At 33.8% G+C, this 23,022-nt stretch carries 22 protein-coding genes and 1 pseudogene; 9 read left to right on the top strand and 14 right to left on the bottom strand.

Annotation, left to right across the window (positions count from 1 at the left end):
- Window positions 1-326: 326 nt before the first annotated feature.
- Complete coding sequence (locus D9V42_RS02710; protein WP_107554449.1) at window positions 327-1,406, bottom strand: CdaR family transcriptional regulator; 1,080 nt, start codon at window positions 1,404-1,406, stop codon at window positions 327-329.
- A 134-nt stretch (window positions 1,407-1,540) separates the two neighbouring features.
- Between D9V42_RS02710 and D9V42_RS02715 the strand changes: the two genes are divergently transcribed.
- From D9V42_RS02715 to larC, 6 genes are read left to right on the top strand one after another with little or no spacing between them, the layout of a single operon-like run.
- Window positions 1,541-2,671 (top strand): glycerate kinase, encoded by a 1,131-nt coding sequence (locus D9V42_RS02715; protein ID WP_122062949.1) that lies wholly within the window; start codon window positions 1,541-1,543, stop codon window positions 2,669-2,671.
- Window positions 2,672-2,696: 25 nt separating this feature from the next.
- On the top strand, window positions 2,697-3,860 hold the full coding sequence (locus tag D9V42_RS02720) for a 2-keto-3-deoxygluconate permease (RefSeq protein WP_122062951.1): 1,164 nt from the start codon (window positions 2,697-2,699) through the stop codon (window positions 3,858-3,860).
- 3 nt (window positions 3,861-3,863) lie between these two features.
- Window positions 3,864-5,126, top strand: coding sequence for a nickel-dependent lactate racemase (gene larA, locus D9V42_RS02725; RefSeq protein WP_122062953.1), 1,263 nt, complete (start codon window positions 3,864-3,866; stop codon window positions 5,124-5,126).
- A 16-nt stretch (window positions 5,127-5,142) separates the two neighbouring features.
- Window positions 5,143-5,967 carry an ATP-dependent sacrificial sulfur transferase LarE gene (gene larE, locus D9V42_RS02730; protein WP_122062955.1) on the top strand — a complete coding sequence of 275 codons (825 nt, stop codon included), beginning with the start codon at window positions 5,143-5,145 and terminating at the stop codon, window positions 5,965-5,967.
- A gap of 21 nt (window positions 5,968-5,988) precedes the next feature.
- A complete protein-coding gene (gene larB, locus D9V42_RS02735; RefSeq protein WP_107554454.1) occupies window positions 5,989-6,747 on the top strand; it encodes a nickel pincer cofactor biosynthesis protein LarB in 759 nt (252 codons plus the stop codon).
- Window positions 6,748-6,764: 17 nt separating this feature from the next.
- Window positions 6,765-7,946: a nickel pincer cofactor biosynthesis protein LarC gene (gene larC, locus D9V42_RS02740; protein WP_122062957.1), complete on the top strand. Its 1,182-nt coding sequence runs from the start codon at window positions 6,765-6,767 to the stop codon at window positions 7,944-7,946.
- Between the two features lie 216 nt (window positions 7,947-8,162).
- Here larC and D9V42_RS02745 read toward each other — a convergent pair whose 3' ends face one another.
- Window positions 8,163-9,158 (bottom strand): Gfo/Idh/MocA family protein, encoded by a 996-nt coding sequence (locus D9V42_RS02745; protein WP_122062959.1) that lies wholly within the window; start codon window positions 9,156-9,158, stop codon window positions 8,163-8,165.
- A gap of 207 nt (window positions 9,159-9,365) precedes the next feature.
- On the opposite strand from D9V42_RS02745, the gene D9V42_RS02750 reads away from it, so the two are divergent.
- A complete protein-coding gene (locus D9V42_RS02750; protein ID WP_122062961.1) occupies window positions 9,366-9,764 on the top strand; it encodes a hypothetical protein in 399 nt (132 codons plus the stop codon).
- A 42-nt stretch (window positions 9,765-9,806) separates the two neighbouring features.
- On the top strand, window positions 9,807-10,139 hold the full coding sequence (locus D9V42_RS02755) for a YflT domain-containing protein (protein ID WP_107554458.1): 333 nt from the start codon (window positions 9,807-9,809) through the stop codon (window positions 10,137-10,139).
- Between the two features lie 94 nt (window positions 10,140-10,233).
- Here D9V42_RS02755 and D9V42_RS02760 read toward each other — a convergent pair whose 3' ends face one another.
- From D9V42_RS02760 to D9V42_RS02785, 6 genes are all read right to left on the bottom strand, one after another.
- Entirely contained in the window at window positions 10,234-10,434 is a 201-nt protein-coding gene (locus D9V42_RS02760; protein WP_107554459.1) for a hypothetical protein, read from the bottom strand.
- Between the two features lie 197 nt (window positions 10,435-10,631).
- Window positions 10,632-11,654 (bottom strand): lipoate--protein ligase, encoded by a 1,023-nt coding sequence (gene lplA, locus D9V42_RS02765; RefSeq protein ID WP_122062963.1) that lies wholly within the window; start codon window positions 11,652-11,654, stop codon window positions 10,632-10,634.
- 9 nt (window positions 11,655-11,663) lie between these two features.
- Window positions 11,664-12,548 (bottom strand): SIR2 family NAD-dependent protein deacylase, encoded by an 885-nt coding sequence (locus D9V42_RS02770; RefSeq protein ID WP_107554461.1) that lies wholly within the window; start codon window positions 12,546-12,548, stop codon window positions 11,664-11,666.
- A complete protein-coding gene (locus D9V42_RS02775; protein ID WP_122062965.1) occupies window positions 12,541-13,326 on the bottom strand; it encodes a protein-ADP-ribose hydrolase in 786 nt (261 codons plus the stop codon). The genes D9V42_RS02770 and D9V42_RS02775 overlap by 8 nt, the downstream gene beginning before the upstream one ends.
- A 3-nt stretch (window positions 13,327-13,329) precedes the next feature.
- Window positions 13,330-13,662, bottom strand: coding sequence for a glycine cleavage system H family protein (locus D9V42_RS02780; protein ID WP_107554463.1), 333 nt, complete (start codon window positions 13,660-13,662; stop codon window positions 13,330-13,332).
- 21 nt (window positions 13,663-13,683) lie between these two features.
- On the bottom strand, window positions 13,684-14,688 hold the full coding sequence (locus D9V42_RS02785) for an LLM class flavin-dependent oxidoreductase (protein WP_122062967.1): 1,005 nt from the start codon (window positions 14,686-14,688) through the stop codon (window positions 13,684-13,686).
- Between the two features lie 264 nt (window positions 14,689-14,952).
- Between D9V42_RS02785 and D9V42_RS02790 the strand changes: the two genes are divergently transcribed.
- The gene (locus D9V42_RS02790) at window positions 14,953-16,179 is read left to right on the top strand and encodes an NADH-dependent flavin oxidoreductase (protein ID WP_411775704.1); all 1,227 of its coding nucleotides are present in this window, start codon (window positions 14,953-14,955) and stop codon (window positions 16,177-16,179) included.
- An 89-nt stretch (window positions 16,180-16,268) separates the two neighbouring features.
- Here the strand turns inward: D9V42_RS02790 and D9V42_RS02795 are convergent, their stop codons facing one another.
- From D9V42_RS02795 to D9V42_RS02820, 6 genes and pseudogenes are all read right to left on the bottom strand, one after another.
- Window positions 16,269-17,912, bottom strand: coding sequence for an alpha-keto acid decarboxylase family protein (locus D9V42_RS02795; protein ID WP_122062969.1), 1,644 nt, complete (start codon window positions 17,910-17,912; stop codon window positions 16,269-16,271).
- 426 nt (window positions 17,913-18,338) lie between these two features.
- A complete protein-coding gene (locus D9V42_RS02800) occupies window positions 18,339-18,794 on the bottom strand; it encodes a MarR family winged helix-turn-helix transcriptional regulator (protein WP_107529870.1) in 456 nt (151 codons plus the stop codon).
- A 336-nt stretch (window positions 18,795-19,130) separates the two neighbouring features.
- The gene (locus tag D9V42_RS02805; protein WP_122062970.1) at window positions 19,131-20,072 is read right to left on the bottom strand and encodes a mechanosensitive ion channel; all 942 of its coding nucleotides are present in this window, start codon (window positions 20,070-20,072) and stop codon (window positions 19,131-19,133) included.
- A 193-nt stretch (window positions 20,073-20,265) separates the two neighbouring features.
- Window positions 20,266-20,713: pseudogene (gene arr / locus D9V42_RS02810) on the bottom strand (NAD(+)--rifampin ADP-ribosyltransferase).
- Between the two features lie 214 nt (window positions 20,714-20,927).
- Window positions 20,928-21,671, bottom strand: a complete 744-nt coding sequence (locus D9V42_RS02815; protein WP_107554470.1) for a glycerophosphodiester phosphodiesterase family protein — start codon at window positions 21,669-21,671, stop codon at window positions 20,928-20,930.
- A gap of 176 nt (window positions 21,672-21,847) precedes the next feature.
- Window positions 21,848-22,900 (bottom strand): M23 family metallopeptidase, encoded by a 1,053-nt coding sequence (locus D9V42_RS02820; RefSeq protein WP_122062972.1) that lies wholly within the window; start codon window positions 22,898-22,900, stop codon window positions 21,848-21,850.
- Window positions 22,901-23,022: the final 122 nt, after the last annotated feature.

The raw sequence follows: 23,022 nt of genomic DNA on the forward strand, positions 1-23,022 counted from the left end.
CCACATCCCTTCATTTCATGGTACATCAATAACAAGTTGATGTGAGTTATCACTTAATAACTCAATAATGGCACCATTACTATTTAAACATTTCAGATTGAAAACAAAACGTTTTGTATCTATAAAGATTTTTATTCTAAAATTTATAGAATTATTTAGTAATAACTTAAATTAATTATATTGTTAGTCGTGTAATTTGTAAAGTGTTTTTTGATACTTTCCTAAAAAACGCGCCCACTATATTTTATGATATTGCTACATTGTGGTATTGCTACTTATTATCGATTTTCTAAATAAAAGAAACATATCAACTAAACTACGAATAGTTAACACCATAAAGCTATTTGTAATTTAATCGCATCTGAATATTTCTTTGGATTCAATCCTGTACGTGTTTCGCATTTTTCTAATCGGTAAAGTAACGTATTGCGATGAATATAGAGATATTTTGCAGTTTTAGCAATATTCAAATCATTTTTGAAGAAACTTTTCAAAGTTTCTATACTTTGTGAATCTAGATCACTTAAAATTCTTTGCTTATATCTTTCTCTTATTCCACTTTCTATTTGATAAAGTAGCGTTTTCTCTTCTACATCTTCAAAGGACATCAATGTTTGGGTTTGATCATTCAACATAAATACCAGATCACACTCTTCATAAGCCTTTTTGAAATCGTTCAAACTCGAAAAAAGTAAACTTGAAGCCATACTTACTTCTAATTTCAATGATTTAAAGGCATGATAAATTCTCACAATTTTTTCATCTAAAGCTTTTTGTGATTCATCAGAAGCTAGTATTACGATACGGTTATGATTAGTAAAAGCTAATGTAAAAGTGGTTTGATCAATTTTACTAGTTAATGTACGAACGATGCTATTTCTTGAGAATATTTGCTTTTCTAAATTAACAATAATACATTTTCTATAAGCTAGTAAATTGGTGTTAAGTTGCTTCGTTAAATATTGTATAAACGAATTAGAGGGATTACTTTTCAACAGTTCTTCAATAAATAATTCTTGGCTACGTATATGTCCTTCCAGTTCATACGTAAAATAATTTTGATATAACAATAATTCGGTCGACATTTTCACTAAATCTGCTACGTATAGCAATGCTTTAGGGTCCCCTGTAATACCAATCACACCGACAATGTCATCTTGAAATATAATAGGTAAATTAATACCTGGCTGTGTCCCCTGCAGTTTCTCACAATCTTCTTCAGTCAATATAACCATCTGCTCGCACGCTAATACTTTACGTGCGCCTTCGTGTATACTACCAATCCTACTTTTATCAAATGATGCTATAATCTTACCGTTAAAATTCATTATGTTAATATTACTTTTTGTTCTTTTTGCAGTTTCTTCCACAATAAGCGTTGCTACTTCCTCTGTTAATATCTCCATTATTTCACCACTTTATCACTTTTATACAAATTTAAAGGTATATTATTGTATAGTTTAACCCTATTTTCAATAAAATAAAATATATATAATAGAATAATATATATCAGAAAGCGTTTACAAGGAGGTCATTTAAATTGAAAATTGTCTTAGCGCCTGATTCATTCAAGGGGAGTATGACGGCTACTGAGGTCACATCCTATATGTCTCAAAGTATTTCCGAAACTTACCCTCAGGCCGAGGTTCATGCTTTACCTGTTGGTGACGGTGGCGAAGGAACCATGGAAGCCCTAGTAAATGCAACCAATGGTAAATTTGAAACTGTTTCCGTTACTGGACCATTAGGTAATCAAGTTACTGCTCAATACGGCGTATTAGATGATAATAAAACTTGTGTCATTGAAATGGCAGAAGCTTCAGGATTAAAACATGTACCAGAAACAAAACTAAATCCAATGATTACAACAACCTACGGTACCGGAGAGTTAATACAAGACGCACTAAATAAAGGTTATAAGAAATTCATTCTAGCAATTGGTGGCTCAGCAACAAATGATGCCGGCGCTGGTATGTTACAGGCATTAGGCGCAAGATTAGTCAATAAAGACCTTAATGATATACCTTTTGGCGGTGCTGCACTAAAACATATCCATCACATCGACTTAAAAAACTTCGATAATCGAATTCAACATTGTAACTTTGTAATTGCAACAGACGTTCAAAATCCATTAATTGGGATAGATGGTGCATCACATGTCTTTGGAAAACAAAAAGGCGCTTCATCTTCAGAAATAACATTACTAGAGCAAAACCTTACACATTGGGCAAACATTGTTGAATCCACACAACACATACGTCTACATGAATTGGCTGGGGCTGGAGCTGCTGGCGGACTAGGAGGTGCTTTCAAAGCATTTTTCCCTAGTGAATTTGATGATGGTATTAAAGTCGTTATAAACCTTATACATCTCGAAAATTATTTACAAAATGCAGATTTAGTCATTACTGGCGAAGGTAAAATTGATTTCCAAACTTTTTATGGTAAAACGCCAATTGGTATCGCCAAATGCGCCCAAAAGTTCAATGTACCTGTCGTCTTTATTGGAGGAACTGTCGATGTAGACGTTGATATGTTTAAAGATGTTGGTGTAGTAAGTGCTTTTAGTTTAACCGATGGACCTATGTCACTTGCACATACGATTGCTAATTCGGAAAAATTAATAAAGAAAGCAACTAAGAATATCGTAAAAACATTTTTCCATAATTAATAACATATTCAAGGGGATGTTAGTTATGAGAATCAAAGATACGATTGAAAAAATACCAGGGGGATTGATGGTTGTGCCCTTACTTTTGGGTGCTACAATTAATACCATTGACCAGCTACATTTAAGTTTTATCATGAATATATTAAAACAACTCGGTGCGCCCAAGACTGAGCATGGCCATTATGAAATGTTGCAAATTGGCGGGTTCTCACAGGAGCTATTTAAAGATAGTGCATTAGTATTAATTGCACTTTTCATCTTTTGTGTTGGAAGCCAAATGAATTTAAAAATCGGTGGAAAGGCATTAAAAAAGGGGGTCTTATTAACATCTACTAAATACTTTTCAGGGTTAGCAGTTGGTTTACTACTCGGTGCTATTTTTGATCCGTGGACAGGATTGTTTGGGTTATCTACAATTGCAATTATTGCTGCCATGACAAATAGTAATAGTGGTATGTATGCTGCATTAACAAGTGCATATGGAAATCGTTCAGATATTGGTGGACTATCTATATTAGCAATTAATGATGGACCTTTACTCACCCTAATTTCATTAGGGTTCATTGGCACTACTTTTCCAGTCATATCCTTCATATCAGTACTTCTTCCGTTAGGTATTGGTATGCTATTAGGTAATTTAGATCCTAAAATTTCAGAATTTCTTCGCCCAGGAGAAACAATACTAATTCCGTTCTTCGCTTTCTCATTAGGTGCTGGTATGAATTTAGCTGAATTCTTTAATTTCTCTGTATTATCAGGTGGGCTCACTTTAGCTTTACTAACATTTATATGTACCGCTATTACTGGTATAGCTGCATTTAAATTATTTAAAGAAAAAAGTATTATCGCTCCTATTTCTGAAGCTTCCACTGCTGGGAATGCTGTATCTACTCCAGCTGCAGTAGTTGCAGCTGCTTCTACCGCCCTAGCCAACGGTAATTTAACTCAAAGTGAGTATGCAATGATAGAAAAAATAGCCCCTGTGGCAACGGCGCAAATATCAATATCTGCTATTACTACAGCTATTTTATGTCCAATAGCAGTTATAATGGTTGATAAATACCAGAAAAATAAGGGTATATATGGAAGAAAAGAATATTTTAAACGCACAAACGAATCATTTTTCAAACTAAAACAAGTAAATAAACTACGTTTTTATGAAAGCGCTTTAAACAAAAAGGAGGAGTAAGTTTTGAAAACTACTATTCTATATGGTAAATCTAATGTTGAAATTGATTTACCTGATCACAGTGTCTTAATTGAGCCTCAAGACTTAACTGCACTTGAAGATGATATCGGTGCAATTCAAAACGCTTTACGTCACCCTATTGGTACTAAACCTTTGAGTGAAATGGTTCAAGCCAATCAAACTGTAGCTATTGTGATTAGTGATATCACGAGACCAACGCCTAATCATATATTGGTTCCTTTAATTATAAAAACCTTGTCCCATGTACCATTGGATAATTTTGTAATTATTAATGGTACTGGCACACATCGTGACCAAACTCGCGAAGAGCTTGTCCAAATGCTGGGTGAAGACATCGTTAATAACATCAAAATTGTTCATAATCATTGTAATGATAAAACAACCTTGAGCAAAGTTGGACATTGTAAATATGGGTGCGATGTATACCTGAATAAATCATATGTCGAAGCTGATTTTAAAATTGTTACAGGCTTTATTGAACCACATTTCTTTGCTGGGTTTTCAGGTGGTCCTAAAGGGATCATGCCAGGAATTGCAGGTATCGAAACCATTATGACCTTCCATAATGCAAAAATGATTGGTGATATTCGCTCCACTTGGGGTAACATGACAGATAATCCTGTTCAAGATATGACTCGAGAAATTAATGGCATGTGTAAGCCAGACTTTATGCTGAATGTGACATTAAACAAAGAGAAAGCAATTACTGAGGTTTTTGCTGGAGAATTATATGAAGCACATGATAAAGGTTGTGCTTACGCTAAGAAACATGCCATGTTCAAATGCGATGAACCTTTTGATGTTGTAATAGCTTCTAACTCTGGTTATCCTTTAGACCAAAACTTATATCAAACTGTTAAAGGGATGAGTGCTGCACACAAAGTTGTCAAAGAAGGTGGCAGTATTATCATGTTATCAGAGTGTAGTGATGGATATCCAAATCACGGTAACTATGCTGAAATTCTTAAAATGGCTGATAGCCCACAAGCACTCGTCGACATGATTAACGACCCTAACTTTGCTATGTTGGATCAATGGCAAGTTCAAAAACAAGCCGTTATCCAAACATTTGCAGATGTTTATTTATATTCCAAACTCACTGATCAACAGACTAAAGACGCTATGCTATATCCAGTTACTGAAATTAATGACACACTAAAAATGCTTGAAGACAAATATGGGAAAGATATGACGATTGGCGTTATGCCCTTAGGACCACTAACGATTCCATACGTTGAATCATAAATTAGGAGGAATAATCATGTTAACTGAAACTTTAAATAAAGAACAAAAATTAGAAAACATCCTTAAAGATATGAACAAAGTAGTTATTGCTTTTTCTGGTGGTGTAGATAGCAGTCTGGTCTTAAAGAAAGCCATTGATATATTAGGTCATGAAAATGTTAAAGCCGTTATAGTCAAATCAGAATTATTTAGACATGAAGAATTCAATCAAGCTATTCAATTAGCAAATCAACTTAATGCCCCAATAATAGAGGCTGAAATTGAAGAATTGAAAGACCCACACATTATTGAAAACACGCCTGATAGTTGGTATTACAGCAAGCGTTTATTATATTCAAAATTAGAAGCGTTAAGAAAGAAATACAACTTTAACTATGTGCTTGACGGCATGATCATGGACGACTTAGATGATTTCAGACCAGGATTAAAAGCAAGAACAGAATTTAATGTAAGAAGTATATTGCAAGAAGCTAATTTATACAAATCCGAAATAAGAGAAATTAGTAAGGCTAATGGTTTACCAGTTTGGAATAAACCAGCATTATGTAGTCTTGCCTCTCGTATTCCTTATGGAGAAACATTGAATTTTGCAAAAGTAAATAAAGTTAACGAAGCGGAAAAATATATTTTAAGTCTAGATATTAACAATGTTAGAGTACGTTATCACCATAATATTGCTAGAGTAGAAGTTAACGATACCGACATTCCAACCGTAGTAAAATATCGAAAAGAAATCACACTGCGCCTTAAAGAATTAGGCTTTGACTATGTAACGATTGATTTAGAAGGCTATCGTACAGGAAGTATGAACGAAGTCATCAATTCATTAGATGCATATTAAATTTATAAAGGTGGCTTAACTATGACTGACAAGCAAGATTCCCTAGACTCATTGCTTCAAGCTGTTCAATCGAATCAGCTTTCTGTTTCAGAAGCCAAGACTCAATTAAGTCATTATGACGAATTAGGTTTTGCCAAAATTGATTTGCATAGGAGACAACGCCAAGGCTTTCCAGAAGTTGTTTTTGGTGAAGGAAAAACAACTTCTCAAATCATAGATATCATCAGCACATTACTCGCCCACGATGAGATTGTTCTAGTTACAAGGGTCGACCATGACAAAGCACAAGATATTATCGCTAAATATAGTCAACTTGAATATCATGAAGCCGCGCGTATTATTTGTACCCCTGTAAGCAATATTTCAAAATCTAATTATTACACATCTGTGATTTGTGCCGGAACTTCTGATTTACCGGTTGCAGAAGAAGCAGCCATTACTGCTGAAGTAATGGGCATACATGTAAAACGCTTTTATGATGTAGGTGTGTCTGGTATTCACCGCTTATTTTCACATATAGAAGCAATTAGACAAAGTAAGGTTTCAATCGTTGTTGCCGGTATGGAAGGCGCCCTTTCAAGTGTAGTATCAGGCTTAGTAGATCATCCAGTTTACTCTGTTCCTACTAGTATAGGTTATGGTGCGAACTTAGAAGGTATAACAACACTATTATCAATGGTTAATTCCTGTGCGCCAGGAACAAGCGTCCTCAATATAGATAATGGCTTTGGTGGTGGCTATAATGCCGCGATGATTATAAAAATGATTGAAGCTCATTAGAAATGGAGTGAAACAATATGCCTAATGCAATTTATTTAGATTGCCATGCAGGTATTGCAGGCGATATGTTGCTATCTGCACTTGTTGATTTAGGTGCAGATATAAATTATATTGAGCAGCATTTAAACGACTTACCCTTGAACAAATTTAAGTTAAACTTTTCTTCACAAAACAAACAAGGTATCCAAGCCACATCACTATCAATCGATTTTGAACCAGCACATCACCATAGAAAAGCTCAGGATATTTTCAGAATGATAAATGAAAGCACCTTGCCTGACAGAGTAAAAGAACGAAGTATTCACGTATTTGATGTTATTGCACATGCAGAAGCAAAAATTCATGGCATGTCAGTTGAAAACGTTCACTTTCATGAAGTAGGTGCAATGGATTCAATCATTGATATTATTGGTAGTTGTTTAGCATTAGAAAACTTAAACATTGATATTTTACTTTCCTCACCGATTCCTACGGGACACGGAAAAATCAATATCGCACATGGCATTTACCCTGTACCTGCACCGGCAACTGCTGAAATACTCAAAGGCATCCCGCTTGCCGCTTTTGATGTTGCAAGTGAATTAACAACCCCAACAGGAGCGGGTTTTATTAAAGGATTAGTATCAGAAGTCGGTCCACTACCAAGTGTCACAATATCGAATATTGGTTATGGTTGTGGTTCAAAAGATTTTGATTTTCCAAATATACTACGTGCAGTTCAATTTTCTAAAAAAGAAGCGACTCCCTCTCAAGTTCAAGTATTAGAATGCCAACTTGATGATATGACAGCAGAAATGCTTGGTTTTTTCATGGAACAAGTCATAGATGATGGTGCTTTGGACACTTATTGCACGCCTATCACAATGAAAAAAAGTCGCCCAGCTACACAACTCACAGTGATTTGTAGTCTGACGCAAGCACAGTATTTTGAAAACTATATTCTCAAACATACGACATCTCTAGGTGTTCGTAGCTATACAGTAAATCGAAAAATCTTACATCGTCAATTTCAAACCGTGCACACAGATTACGGCGCAATATTAGTGAAATTAGGCATGTTGGGTGACAAAGTTATAAAAGCCAAACCTGAATTTGAAGATGTTCGTAATGCTGCGATTCAATCAGGCATGCCTTTTGCTACCGTTTATAACGATATTCAAACAACTATACAAAAACACATTAATATTGAAATTGATTAATCCAACACAAAGATAAACAAAACTTAATCACAACCTCATCATCATATTAAAATTAGGAAGCATCATATCTATCATAATTGTTATACATTTCTTTAATCTGAATTATATCTTTAATCAAACGTAAGACGCACCTCAATTCATTAGTCGAATTGAGGTGCGTTATTTTAACTTAATTTGTGCTATTGTAGATTCTCTTAAGAACTCATCTCAGTTCAATCATTTATTATTAACAGAAGGACCTAATTCAATATGTGCACTATCTAGCGCAAGTTCTAATACTTCACTTACTTGAATACTGTGTTCTAATTTTTGGATAGCTACGTCAAAGTTTTTCTCTTTAATGATTTCTGCAATTTTCACAAATTCTTCGTACATGCGGTGTTCATGTTGATTAACTTGATACGATTGCGTTCCACCATCATTATATTTTAGTTCAAAAGCTTTTAATTCATTTGTAGGACCTTTAATATTTATTGTTGCTTTTTCCCCTTGAATATAAGATTGATTATCTGAACTAGAGTCTTTCGCACCGATACATACAACTTTTATACCGTCATAATCTAACTGTAAAATGCCTGACGTATCAATATTATTTTCTATATTTGCGAAGTAAGCTACTCCATGCGGTTTACCAAATAATGCAATTGCCAAATGAATATTGTAAACATTGATATCCATTAAAGCACCGCCACCTTTAGCTGGGTCAAATGCAGGTTGAATAATACCTTTTTTAAAATCATCATACCTTGATGAATACTGCGAATAATTAAATTGCGCAATCTTACCATTTCCTATTTCAAGTAAAGATTGCTTTAATACATCGAAATTACTCAAATATAGGTTAGTAATGGCTTCTATAATAATAACTTGATGAGCCTCAGCTAGAGTCTTTAATTCTAATAATTCTGCTTTCGTTAACGTAAAAGGTTTCTCACATATCACATGTTTATGTTGTTTAATTGCCTTACGTGCATAATCAAAATGTAAATGATTCGGTACGGCTAGATAGATAGTATCGATTGTCTCATCTGCTAAAAATGCATCATAATTATCAAAAATATGCTTGATATTAAATTGCTTTTGTAAATGCTCTACATTTTCTGGATTTCTCCCTGAAGAAACAAGACTCTGAAAAGTATACGCTGGTATTTGCTCCATAACAGGTAGCGCTTCTTTAACAATTTTGCCCGCCCCAACAATTCCTAGATTCATAAGTCATTCCCCTTTGTTAATTATTTGTATTCTCTATTTATTTTAATAATTAATTACATAACTATAGTGTACTTTATAGATACATTTAATTCAAAATCAATAACACAAAATCATTAGATTTGTTTTTAAAATTAATTCGGTGGTATACATTTAATATAAAGGTATAAAATTGCAGTCGCATTTTTTATGCGTAAGGAGGGCTATAAGATGTCCATATTTTATTTTATAATATTTCTCATAATAGTCGTGGCTTTCTTCCTACTCATCAAGAAACTATATAGGAAAGAAGCTTCCGTGAATAAAAGAAAACGTAAACGTGAAAAAAGGGTTGAAAACTATATCAACGAAGCGTTCAAAATAGAAAACTTAAAAGCTATCAAAGAAACACCACAGCATATCACTTTAGTTTATCCTAAAGAAACATTAAACATTAAACATAATAATGTATCTCAAGTTCAAAATGAGAACGAAGAAAAAGTAGATACTCATTTTGAATTGCCTACCAACATCCAAAGAGATGAAGTATATGATTATGCACTTCAACACACACATTTTTATATTACGCATGAACGCTACGATAAACTTAAAGAGCAAAATAATAAATAAGTAAAATGAATTAAGTTTGTCCTATTTCAAGGGGGTTTATAAATGACGCCAATTATAAAAGTATATTCAAATGATGAAGAAATCGAAGTGAATATTAACACATTAAAAGATCAAAAAATAAATGCAAAAGATGTCTTTGTATTGTCTCACGATCCTGACCGCACTGAACGAATTGTAAATCAAACCGAAGTGTCCGGTATTAATTACAACCGTTCTAACGTGGGTGACGAAGTGGCTAAACAAGGAAGTCAACTGCGTGAAAAACTACAGGTGCTTGGCATTTCCGAAGAAGATGCTCATGAATACGAAGAACTCATGGATCAAGGTAAAGTTTTATTAATCGTTACTGATTCTCGTGCAAGAGATGTCTTATAACACTATTAATATAGAAATAAATAGATAACGACCTTCCACCCAATTTAATGTTTGTGGAAGGTCGTTTTACATACTTTAACTCTTTTTATTAATATTAAAGTTGATTAAAGTTATTTACTTGTATATCAGTTATTTTATCGATTTCTACTTGTTGCTCTTTTGGCTCTGTAACATGCAAATATTGTGAATCATTATTATCTGCTATTGCTTTAACAGTTATTCGTTCATGCTCAACAGTTTCTATAATAACTTCTGAGTTTTTAGATAACGCTGCCTTGATATGATTTTTATCCATACGATATCCTCCTTACGTATCTATCAAGCATTTGTAATTGCTATACCCGACAGCTACTTTTCAAAACGATATGGATATTGACCTACTTCAGCTACACACTTATAAGTAGTTTAAAATCATTTTTATAAAATAAAGACGAATCAAAATAACACCTTTTTATTCAAAGCTAAGGTATACGATCTACTTTGATATTTTAATTAACTTAAAATAACGTCCGCTAACTCTTCAGCAGATGTTTTCCCAAAATAGTATGTAACATCTAGCTTATTTAATGCCGCTATAATATCATCTTTTACTACACGTACACCTTGAAGTTGATTTTCGACATCACTAATGTCGCCTTGTCCAAAGAAATCACCATAAATGCGGCATGCTGAAATACGGCCATGTTCAACTGCTAAAGAGATATCAATCGTACCTGCTACTAACCGCACATCTCGATTATATTCATATCGTGGTGAGCGTCCATAATTCCACTCCCAGTTATTGTATTTTTTCTCAAGCATGTCATCAATGACTTCCCAATCTTTATTTGTTAAAACATAACGTTTAGCATCACTTAAATCATCAACACCTAACACTTGTTTAACCATTAAATCTTTAAATGTTTCTATTGTTATATTTTGATATTCTGATGCTAAGTATGGCCTAATACTGCCTACACGAGAACGTACCGATTTAATACCTTTAGATTCAATTTTTTTACGATTCGGTTTTAGTACTTTTACCATGGGCTCATAATCTACATCTAATAATAAAGAGTAACCGCCATAAATTCTACCTTTGATGAGTGTCATAGCCGCTCCAGATACCTTTTTACCATTAATCGCTAAATCATTGCGTCCACTTTGTTCTACTTCAGTGGCGCCTAGATGATGTAACGCTTGAATACCCGGTTCATAGAATTTTTTGAAATTACCATAGATTGTGTCATCTTTTTCTAGGATACAACACATATTCACTGCCCCACGGTCTACATAAACCGCTCCACCTCCGGTATCTCGGCGTACAACTTTAATATCCTTTTGTTCTAAATAATCTTGGTTAATTTCTACGGCAGTATTTTGAAAACGACCTATCTCTACTTTAGGATCACAGTAATATGGGAAAAGGATATCTTCATTTAAAAATATATTTTCACTTACATATACTTGCATAGCCAATGCTACAGCACCATCAGTTATATATTCACCATTTCTAATCGGTTCAATTAAATACATAGCTATCTCCTATTTCGTTAATTTTTTATTTGCTTCTAAAATCAATGCTGAAATATCATCAGTTAAATGTATCGTTCTCTCACTGATATCTTCTGGAATTCGGTAAGCTTTTTTATTCAAAGTCATGAATAATGCGTTTGGATTTTGTTTTGTCATACGTTGAAAAGGATGTTTCACAAATTGTGGCGTCGTGTAGCCAATCCCTATTTCTAGATACAGTACTTTAGCTTCTTTATGTGCATTTAGGAATTGGTTATAACGCGACAATTGTGCCTCAAAATCCGAATCTTCTACCATTCCAACTTGCGCTTTACGTTTATTTATTTCCATAGGTGCATCACATTTTGGACAATGCGGCACTAATGCTCTAGGTATCTTCATATTTTCTTGTTGCGCTACCATTTGACGTATCGCATCATCATCACGATATGTTTGCGCATGACAATGTTGACTACATTGCCACAAAATATACTCTCCTTGAATATGAAAGACTTTCTCCAAATCATAACCTGCCACTGCAAAAGCATTATCAGCATTTGTCGTAATAATATGGTAGTCTTTAGCTTCTAAAATTTGTTTTAATGCTACATAAGATGCGCCAACAGGTTGATCTAAATAATTTAATGCAACAAAACGACTTTCAAATGCCCAATATTCTTGCCAACTTTCAAAAGGGTGTAGACTTGCTTGCAACATATCAAAAAAACCATATTTAGCTATAAAATCTGGAAAGTGTTGCGTGAACCTTTCTCCAATATATGTAAACCCATCTGCCGCAGACATACCTGCACCAACGCCTACTACGACTGCATCTGCTTCTTGTAATGCGTCTGCTAATTGGTCAGCTTGTTGGTCATATATTGTCGTTAAGGCATTCCACGTTGACTCAGTCATTCTGTTTCAATCCTTCCTTGTATAACTTTGAATCTGTATCAGTAAACACATTAAATACCACTTTGATATCTGATTGATGCGTTCGTTTATAATTTAACACCGTATCTATAGCGATACGAGCAGCTTCTGCTTGAGGAAAACCAAAAACACCTGTAGAGATGCAACAAAAAGCAATACTCGTTAATTGATGAGCATCTGCTATTTCTAAACAGCTTTGATAGCATCGTGCAAGTAAATCACTATTCATTCGTGACACTGGTGTCTTACGTACTTGTGGCCCTACTGTATGAATGACATAATTGGCTGGTAAATTATAAGCATCTGTAATTTTTGCCTTACCCACACCTTCACGTTTACCTTGTCTTTCTATCAGTTCTGCACATGCTAAACGCAACTGTACACCTGCTTTTGTATGAATGATATTATCTATACAATTATGATTTGGTTCAAAACAGCCTAGGAACTGACTATTAGCCGCATTAACAATTGCATCGACTTGTAATTGCGTAATGTCACCTTGCCATAAATAAATATCGTTGCCTATAGAAGGTGTTAATGACTTTATATCCGTCACTTGCTGGTTATTATATTGAATTAACAATGCATCTTGTACATCAGTAAAATCGTTAGCTATATCTTTTGCTGGTCTTACATTTATTAAACTTCTAAACATGTCCCATCGTGCTTGTTCCGTATCAGGTAAGTCTAATCTTTTATCACCATTTGCCTCTTGCCATAAATAGTCAATCAAATACGCTAAGCGTTCCATCTGTTGCATATATTATGCCTCTGGAAGTGCATTAAAGGCTGTTTCATCAACGTTTTCTAATTTTACTAACCAGTTTTCTTCTGGTTTTTCAGAATTTAACAGCGTCGGTTCATCTTCTGCCTTTGTATTACGCGCCACAATTTTACCTGCTAATGGTGATTGCACGTCTAAAACTGTTTTTGAAGCTTCGATACTGACAATTTCATCGTCAACTTTCACATCATCTTCACCCATAAATGCCACATAACCAACTGTTCCAACATCGTCTTGTAGTTCTGGTGTCATTCTATAAACATATTGTTCTCCAATTTTTTCTATCCATAAGTAATTCGCTAATTTTTTCATTTTTATTCTTCCTTTCTTTGATTATAAATTCATTTGTGCAATCAATTCTATGGTGCGCCTTCGATTTTCGATACCTGGTATTAAAGGTACAATCATAAGTTCGTCTGCATCGAAAGTCTCTATTATTTGCTTTAGTTGAGTTTGAACAGTTGCTTTTGTTCCCACAACCATGCGAGCACGATTTTGCTTAATTAGTTGCTCATCTCGTTCTGATTTTTGATAATTTTGAGCTGTTGTTATTGATGGCATCTGTTTAAATTCTGCAAATTGTTTTTTGCCTAAAAGCCAAACATCTAATGACTGTGCTAATGATTGCGCGTGTACTTCACTATCAGCAACTATGGTAAATACCGTGACTATAACTGTAGGTGCCATATTCAACTTAGTATGTTTAAATGACTTTCTATAAGTTTGAACACTTGCTTTTGCATTTTGAATAGCCTGTGCATTGGGTAATAAGAACGTCCCCAATGTATAACCCATACCTACTTCACCAGCCATTTCCGCAGAGGTAATACTTGTACTTAACAACCACATTTCTGGAACTGTCGTAACACTTGGTTGTGCTATGACACTATCTAATCGCTGTTCGCTATTGTTTTCAATTAAATAGTCTTTCACATCTGATATAGACTGCCCGTAGTCTAAAAAATAAGACTTCGTTTCATTAAGTGCTTTCTTCACGCTAGATGTCCCCGGATTGTTACCAATGCCTAAATCCACTCTCCCCGGGTAAAAGGCTTCCAATAATCGAAAGTTTTCTGCCACTTTAAAAGGACTATAGTGTGGTAACATCACACCGCCCGATCCCAACCGTATACGTCGTGTCTTTGCTAATATTTGCATCATCAACAATTCTGGACTTGCACAGGCAAACGCCGGTACATTATGGTGCTCGGTAATCCAAAATCGCTTGTAAGCTAATTCATCTGCTAATTGCGCTAACTTCACAGTATCTTGCAAAGCATCTTGTGCCGTTTGACCTTCATCAATGACAGCATAATCTAATATGTTCAACTGAACCACGTTCACATTCACTCCCGTTATACCACATATATATGCGTCTGCATTTCTATATTTATTACATATGGCCATGTAATATTATTTTATACTCAGTCAAAGTATCATATTCAATACATATTACCCTCACTTTATAGAATAACGGATATAGAAAATTTTTGTTATATTTTGCTTATAAAATGCTGAAATTTCTTGTTTAATTGACCATTCTGTCACATTAGTGTTAATTTAAAATTACATATTACAACAAAGAATGAGGTCAAAGCTATGATAAATAATTTTGATTCACTTTTCAAAACACTTATATTGCCTAACGGTATTAAATTAAATAATCGTTTTGTACTTTCGCCTATGACGACTAATTCCTCCACACAAAATGGACATATTACCGAAGAAGACTTGCGTTATGCACAAAGACGTTCGCATGCAGCACCTCTTCAAGTAACAGGTGCAGCTTATATAGAACCCTATGGTCAACTATTTGAATACGGCTTTAGTATTATAGATGACAGCTGTATACCAGGTTTAAAAAAACTAGCTACTGCCATGAAACAAGATGGCAATAAAGCCATTTTGCAACTTACACATGCAGGTAGGTTTTCAAACCAAGCTATTTTAAATTTTGGCCAAGTTTATGGCCCTAGCCCTATGTCACTACATTCACCTATCGAACATGAAGTCTTAGCAATGTCACAAACAAAGATTGACGCTGTAACCAAACAATATGCAGATGCAACTTCACGTGCCATTCAAGCTGGATTTGATGGCGTTGAAATCTCTGCAGCACAACGTTTACTCATTCAAACATTTTTCTCTACATTCTCTAATCAACGTACGGATCAATATGGACCACAAAACCTTAAGAATCGGGCACGTATTGCCTTAGAGATATTAAATGCTGTGCAATCTGTAATTGATAAGGAGGCGCCACCTAACTTTATACTAGGTTATCGTGCCACACCAGAAGAAACACGTGGGAGCGATGTTGGTTACACGATTGACGAATTCAACCAACATCTAGACTGGGTTTTAGAAGTAGCAGATATACAATATTTAGCGATTGCTAGTTGGGGACGTCAAATTTATCAAAACAAGGTTCGCTCAGATGGTAGCTATAAGGGACAATTTGTAAATGCAGTTGTTCATGACTATTTAAGCGGTAGAGTGCCTATGATTGCAAGTGGTGGAATTAATTCCCCTGAAAGCGCGTTGGACGCATTAAAACATGCTGATATGGTTGGTATGTCTTCACCCTTTGTAACAGAGCCTGATTTCGTAACGAAATTAGCAAATGGTACGCCAGAAAAAATCAATTTACATGTCACATTAAAAGATATAGATGAATTAGCTATCCCATATGCAGCATTTAAAGATATCGTTAAAATGATGGATTACGGTGAGGGCTTAAATAAAGAAACACGAGACGAACTACGTAAGCTTGAAAAAAATTATGACCAAGTAGAATATACTGCAGTTGAAAAAAGAGCGGAAACATAAGACCCTAATTTGATCTTATGTTTCCGCTTCTTTTAAGTTGAGATATTAGCTATAAATCTAATATATATATTCTAAACTATTTTTGCATATTAGCCGTTTTGCTTAGCAAATGCCTGACCTATCGCATTTAACTTACGAGGTGCATCATGGATATCCATTTTCACTTCTATAAGATGCATTCTGTCAGGTTGCGCTTCGACTTGGAGCAATACTTTTTGGAATTCTTCACTCGTGTTGACATCATATGTGCAAACTTCTTCTTTACCACCAAAGACCGTTGGTAATAATTTATAATCCCACATTTTAATATCGTTATACACTGCATTTTCGCCATGAATTTTACGTTCCACTGTATATCCGTCATTATTGATAACAAATATAACTGGTTTAATTTCTTCTCTTATCATCGTAGATATTGCTTGCACAGTTAATTGTAAAGAACCGTCACCAATTAATAGTAAGTTCCTACGATTAGGGTCAGACAATTGAGCACCTAAAGTCGCAGGTAAAGTATATCCAATAGATCCCCACAATGGTTGCCCTATAAATTTATTATGTTGATTTAATGCTAAATCATACGCTCCAAAGAATGAAGTTCCTTGTTCAGCTATAATCACATCTTCTTCTTTAATAAAATCCTGCATCATTTTGAAGTAAGTCTCTTGTGTTAAAGGATCCGCATTCAAATCATAATCATGCGCACTTGGACGCTGATATTTCGGAAAATCCATGTGATTTACATAATTAATTTTATTTAATCCAGCTAGCAAATCTACTAACGATACATTCGTATCTTTCGTTTCATTCATTTTAAAATTATGATGATTGATCATTACTACATCATCAATATCAAATTGATATGAATAACCGGCTGTAGCTGAATCTGTCAATTTTGCACCAATATTTAAAATTGCATCACTTTGATCTACATAGTCTCTAATGGCTTTATCCGCTAATGCACCATCATAAATTCCCATATAATATGGACTTTCCTCATTAAATGCACCTTTACCTAATGATAATTGTGCAACTGGAATATGTGTCTGTGTTACGAATTTTTCTAAATCTTCATGTAACCCAAAACTGTTAATTTCGTGACCAGCGATGATAACCGGTTGGTCTGCACTTTGTAATTTTTCCATTATCATTTGCATATATTTAGAAACATCCATATGTTGACGTTCTGCTAGTTCAAATGATGCTGTTACTTCTATCTCAGTATTCGCTACATCAATTGGTAAGTGAATATGAACCGGTCTCTTTTCAAATAATGCAGCGCTTATCACCCTTGGAATTTCTGATTGTGCGTTTTCGGGTGTGATATACGCTTGTGTTGTTGTAATTGAAGCATACATATTTCTATAATCATCAAAACGTCCCTCACCTAAAGAATGATGTACATATTTACCATCCTGTTCAACGGCACGTGTCGGTGCCCCAGTAATTTGGATAACTGGTACACGTTCTGCATACGACCCTGCAATACCGTTTACGGCACTTAGTTCTCCTACACCAAATGTCGTTACCATAGCAGCAATGCCTTTCAACCTTGCATAACCATCCGCTGCATAACTTGCATTTAATTCATTCGTATTGCCAACCCATTCTAAGTCATCACGACTAATAATGTCATCTAGAAAGGTAAGATTGAAATCTCCTGGTACACCAAACACTTTATCTACACCAACATTGCTCAAACAGTCCATTAGATATTGTCCTACACGTTTTTTCATTTTCATTTCCCCTTTTACTCTATATCTAATACACTTCAAATTTAACTTATAACATAATAAAGGTCAACAATATTGACTTTTATTATTGGATGAATCTTCCTAGATTGCTCACTTATATATCAACACGATTAAACTTAACGACTTATAGACGCACATAAAAGAGAGTATAGAGACCTATGATTATAATTAAATTGTGCCCTCCCTCAAAAATTGTATAATTTAAAACATAACTAATTGAAATATTAATTATGTTATTCCTACCTATAATTAAAAATTCCGGGACATCTAATGTTATCCCGGAATCTATTTATATAGTGTAATTTAGTTTTTTCAGACTCATGTAGCATTGTATTCATACAATACTACAATTTAAAAAGCTTTGGACCTATCAACGTTAAAACATGAACTGGATATTGTACTAACTTTTTAATCTTTCACTTCATCTTTCAAATATTTTACCTCTTGAAATCCTGTACGATACGAAGCAAATTCTTCCATAATTGCATACCAATCATTTCCTACTTTTTTTTGAATATCTCTAAATAAATCATTCTGTGCTTTGTTTAATTCACGCACTAATTTTGTACCTTTTTCAGTAGGGTAAAGCGCTTTGACTCTTTTATCGGCTTCAGTCTGTTTTTCAATAATATACGCTTCATCTTTAAGTTTTTTCAAAGTTGCGTGACTACCTTGCTTAGAAATTTCCATGCCTTTTAAGAGATCTTTGATTGTAATACCTGGGACTTTCTCTATAAAAAACAGAAATCTGTGATGTTGTCTATTCAAACCATAATCTTCAATTATTTCATCTGCGGTATTTATAAATGTTTTATACGCAAAGTAAAATAACAAATTTTCATAATCATTATTATTTCCTTCCATTCATACTCACATTCCTTATCTATATTAATCACTTTTATTATAATCGTTTTACCTTTTTCCTAGGAAATATATACAATATAACCATAACACTTTTATGATTATAACAGACTTATTGCTGAATTAATTCGTTATAAATCATTAAACCCTCTATCACTGTTGACTCTGAGCAGCTAAATAAAAAGAGAATAACGATATCTCCATAAAACTTAACCCTTTTTATTGAATATAATACATTATTTTTTGTATTCAACTCATAATGAGAAAAAAGGACCATTGCCCCAAAATTGGTAGCAATAGTCCTTTCGCTAATAAAGCAAAAACTAATTCTGCTTTTATTTATTTTTTATTTTCTGAATCGATTTTATTAGAGAATTTTTCAAGTTGTTTCTCAGCAAACGACTTACCGCCAATACCAAACGCAATTGCAAATGCTACAGCTACAGCACCTAAAATTAATAAGAATGCCACGTTAACAATACTTTGCGCAAAGTTTAACTGATCTAATGTCATGAATACGGAAACAATGATAACTAAGTATTTTACAATTTCAGCTAACATACCGTTTCCAGTTGATTTATTGATTAATTTTGCAACTAAGTTACCACCGATTAATCCTAGCGCTAAAATGATTGCAGCTGAAATAACAAGCGGTAAGTAACCGATAATCGCTTCACCAATTTGATTTAATACAGATAAATTCACTGTACTAAGGGCTTGGACCGTAAAGAACAAGCCAATTAGCGTAGTAATTACCCAGCCAGCTGCTACTGGAATATCTATGCTATCTTCATTCTTTCCAAAATTAACATATTGATTAAACTTACTTACGTTTAAGCTTGATAATATGTTTTTTACTAATGTACCTAAAACTTTTGCAATAAATAAACCAAGTACTAATATAACTACTGCAACAATAATTTTAGGTGAAAAGTTAAGTATACTGCTCATCATACCTTTAATAGGTTTAGATACTGATTGCATGTTTAATGAATCAAAAACTGATGGTAAGAATAGTAAGAATACAAGGAAGTATGCTAACTTACCAAATGTTTGTATCAAACCTGCTGACTCAGACTTTCCGCTTTCTGCATCTATTAAGCCCTTTTCTTGTAACCAGGACTCAAAACCTAATGCGCCCAGGCCTTTGACTATGATATTCTTAACGATTACTGCAATAATCCAAGCAATAATTAAGAATATTAATGCACCTATAATATTGGGGATGAAACTGATAACACTATCAAGTGCTCCCATTAAAGAATCTAAAATTTTACTCATGTGAATTGCCCCCTTTTTTGGACAAATACCCTAGAAAAATAAAGATAATCATATTTATATAAATTTTTTAAAAACAATTTTGTAAATTAAGATAATTACACACGCTATTTATTTATCAAACGCTAAATAAACAGATTGCCAATTAATTAAATATAAATTAAGCGACCTTCTAATTATTTTTTATTTATAACTATTAATCCTCTATAATGTCTAGACCTTCACTTCTCAACTGTTCGATACCTGCTAGCATCTGATTGATTTCTTCTTTTGAATGACTTTCCCATGAACCTAATTCTGCAACAATTTTCAATGGCTCAGTAGAACGATATGAACGCGTTGGATTGCCAGGAAATTTCTTGTCTGTAACATTAGGATCATCTTCAAAGTTTCCTAGTGGCTCTACGATATAAATGTGTGCATCTGCTTCTTCTTTAGATAAAGCTACAGCCAATTCAGCCCCCCCATTTTGCTGCTTCTAATGTTCCTGTAAAATAAATATGATTCATTATGCGGTCTTGGTAATTAGATTTTTGCAAAGGTTTCAATAAATCACCTATCTGCAACTGCACTTTTGTGCCATGTAAGTATAAATCTTGTTCAAATGCTTGCTTTTGATTTTTCATAAAATAGTTCCCCCTCATTTCTCTAAAACGTCTTACTATTATAGGTGCCATTGAATAAAAGAAGTAGTCTATAATATTTATTTTTCATGTAGTATAATAAACACAAAGGGCATATTTAATTGTAATTATTAAACATACTTCAAACGATATCATACATCGTTTTATATAAAATGAGGATACAAAATCACACTACAATTTTGTATCCTCATGCTATTTATTATATGTAGATGGATTAACTATTTAAATGAGCTAATTCATCCCCTTTATCTGTGAAGACCCCGTCTACTCCCCAATTAGCCAATTGATTTGCTCTCATCTTATTATTTACTGTCCATACATTTAATTCATAGCCAGCATCTTTTATTGCGCGAACACGATTTTTTGTAAGTTTTGCATCTTCAATATTAACAATTGTCGATCCACAAAAATCTAAAAGCGTTCTCCAGTCTCCTTGAAACGCTGCTGCTTTGAAGATAACTGCTCGTTTGTATGCTGGCATATGTACTTCTGCTAACTTTACTAAATATAGATTAAAACTAGATATCAATACGTTTAGGCTTTTATCTAAGTCTTTTAATTTTTCAGCTACTTGCTGAACCATACTTAAAGATAAATCACTACCGTTATTCCCAGTCACACCCTTTAACTCAATGTTTAAATTCATTTGATATTCATTAGCAAATGCAATTATCTCATCAAATGTTGGTAATTTTTCACCTTTAAATTTTGAGCCAAACCACTTCCCTGCACAAGCATGCTTGATGTCTTCATACTCTAATTGTGTAATTTCACCAATCATATCTGTGGTTCTATCTAAAAAGTCATCGTGGATAATAACGAGTTGTTCATCCTTTGTAATTGCAACATCTAGTTCCACCCATTTTAGTCCAGTCACTTTTGCTGCCGCTTCAAATGCTGCTATAGTATTTTCAGGTGCTTTACTTGATAATCCTCTATGTCCATATATAGTAAACATCTCATCTTCCTTTTCAAATAGATTTTAATGTAATTATGATATGTACTTTAAGATATTACAAATAATCTAAATATTTTATCAGAGTTATTCACTTATTTTATAAACATACGACTTAACAAAAAAATCGCCTTTGACACCTTTTTAAAGGTATTCAAAGACGACTAATTAATTGTTTATTATGCTTTTGAATTTACATATGATGTAGGATCAACTGAATATTGATTACCTACGCCACCTTGCATACGTTGGAAGTGCAAGTGAGACGCAGTAGAGTTACCCGTACTACCTGATGCACCTATTTGTTGTCCTTCTTTAACTTGCTGTCCTTTTTGAACATTTAAAGAATTCATATGCATATACCATTGATAGTTATTACTATTTTTTTCTTGGATAGTAACTTGGTTACCACCACCATAATTACTCCAACCACTTTGAATTACTGTACCATCAGTTAATGAATAAACTGGTGTGTTTTCAGGCATAGCGTAATCGACACCATAGTGCGCGCCGCCACCATGGTATTGACCGTATGGTTGTAATTGACGGTTTTTAGTTAACCAATTTGATGAATTTGAGTTGCTTGTTGCATTTGAATCCGATGTATTGTTTGAAGTACTTTGGTTTGTTGAATCTTGGGCTGTTGTATTAGTTGTTGCATTTGACGTTGCATTTGATGTTTCATTCGATGTTGCATTCTGTTGTACGTTTTGTTTACCGTTACCATCATTACGTGTATAACTATCATTGTAGTCTACATTTGATGTTGCTTGTTCAGATGAAGTTTGAGCAGAAACTTCGTCTGAACTATTTATGTTTTGTGTATCATTTTGATTATTATTTTGATTTACATCATAACCATCTTTTTGAACTGCTTCATGGCTTTGGTTAGCAGAATAATTGTTATCATTATTTACTGTTGCATTTGCATCTCCACTTTGATTATTCATAGGGAAATAAAAGTAATGATAATTTCCTTCGCCATCAATTAAATAGAAATAATATTGTTGTTGATCAAACATAGATTGGTCCCAATTACCATCTAGCGTGTGATGATAATTACCGCTAGCATCTTGATCAATATAACCATAGTTAAAAATACTATTAGAAGACTGGTTACTTGAATATTGTGAATTAGATTGATCATTTTCTGATGCTTGTGCCTCTCCTTGTGCTATGCCAATTGCTCCCAATGACAATGTAGCAATCGTTGCTGTAACAAACTTTTTCATAATTAATAAATCCTCCCAGATTTTTTCTTAAGCTAATATATCAGATGAAGTGATTTAATAGAATAGTAGACATCGTTTTTTAATTTACTGGTAATTATTTTGAGATAGCTGTAATTTTTTTG

Origin of the sequence: Staphylococcus pseudoxylosus (genome assembly GCF_003697915.1) — a bacterium.
Classification (GTDB): domain Bacteria; phylum Bacillota; class Bacilli; order Staphylococcales; family Staphylococcaceae; genus Staphylococcus; species Staphylococcus pseudoxylosus.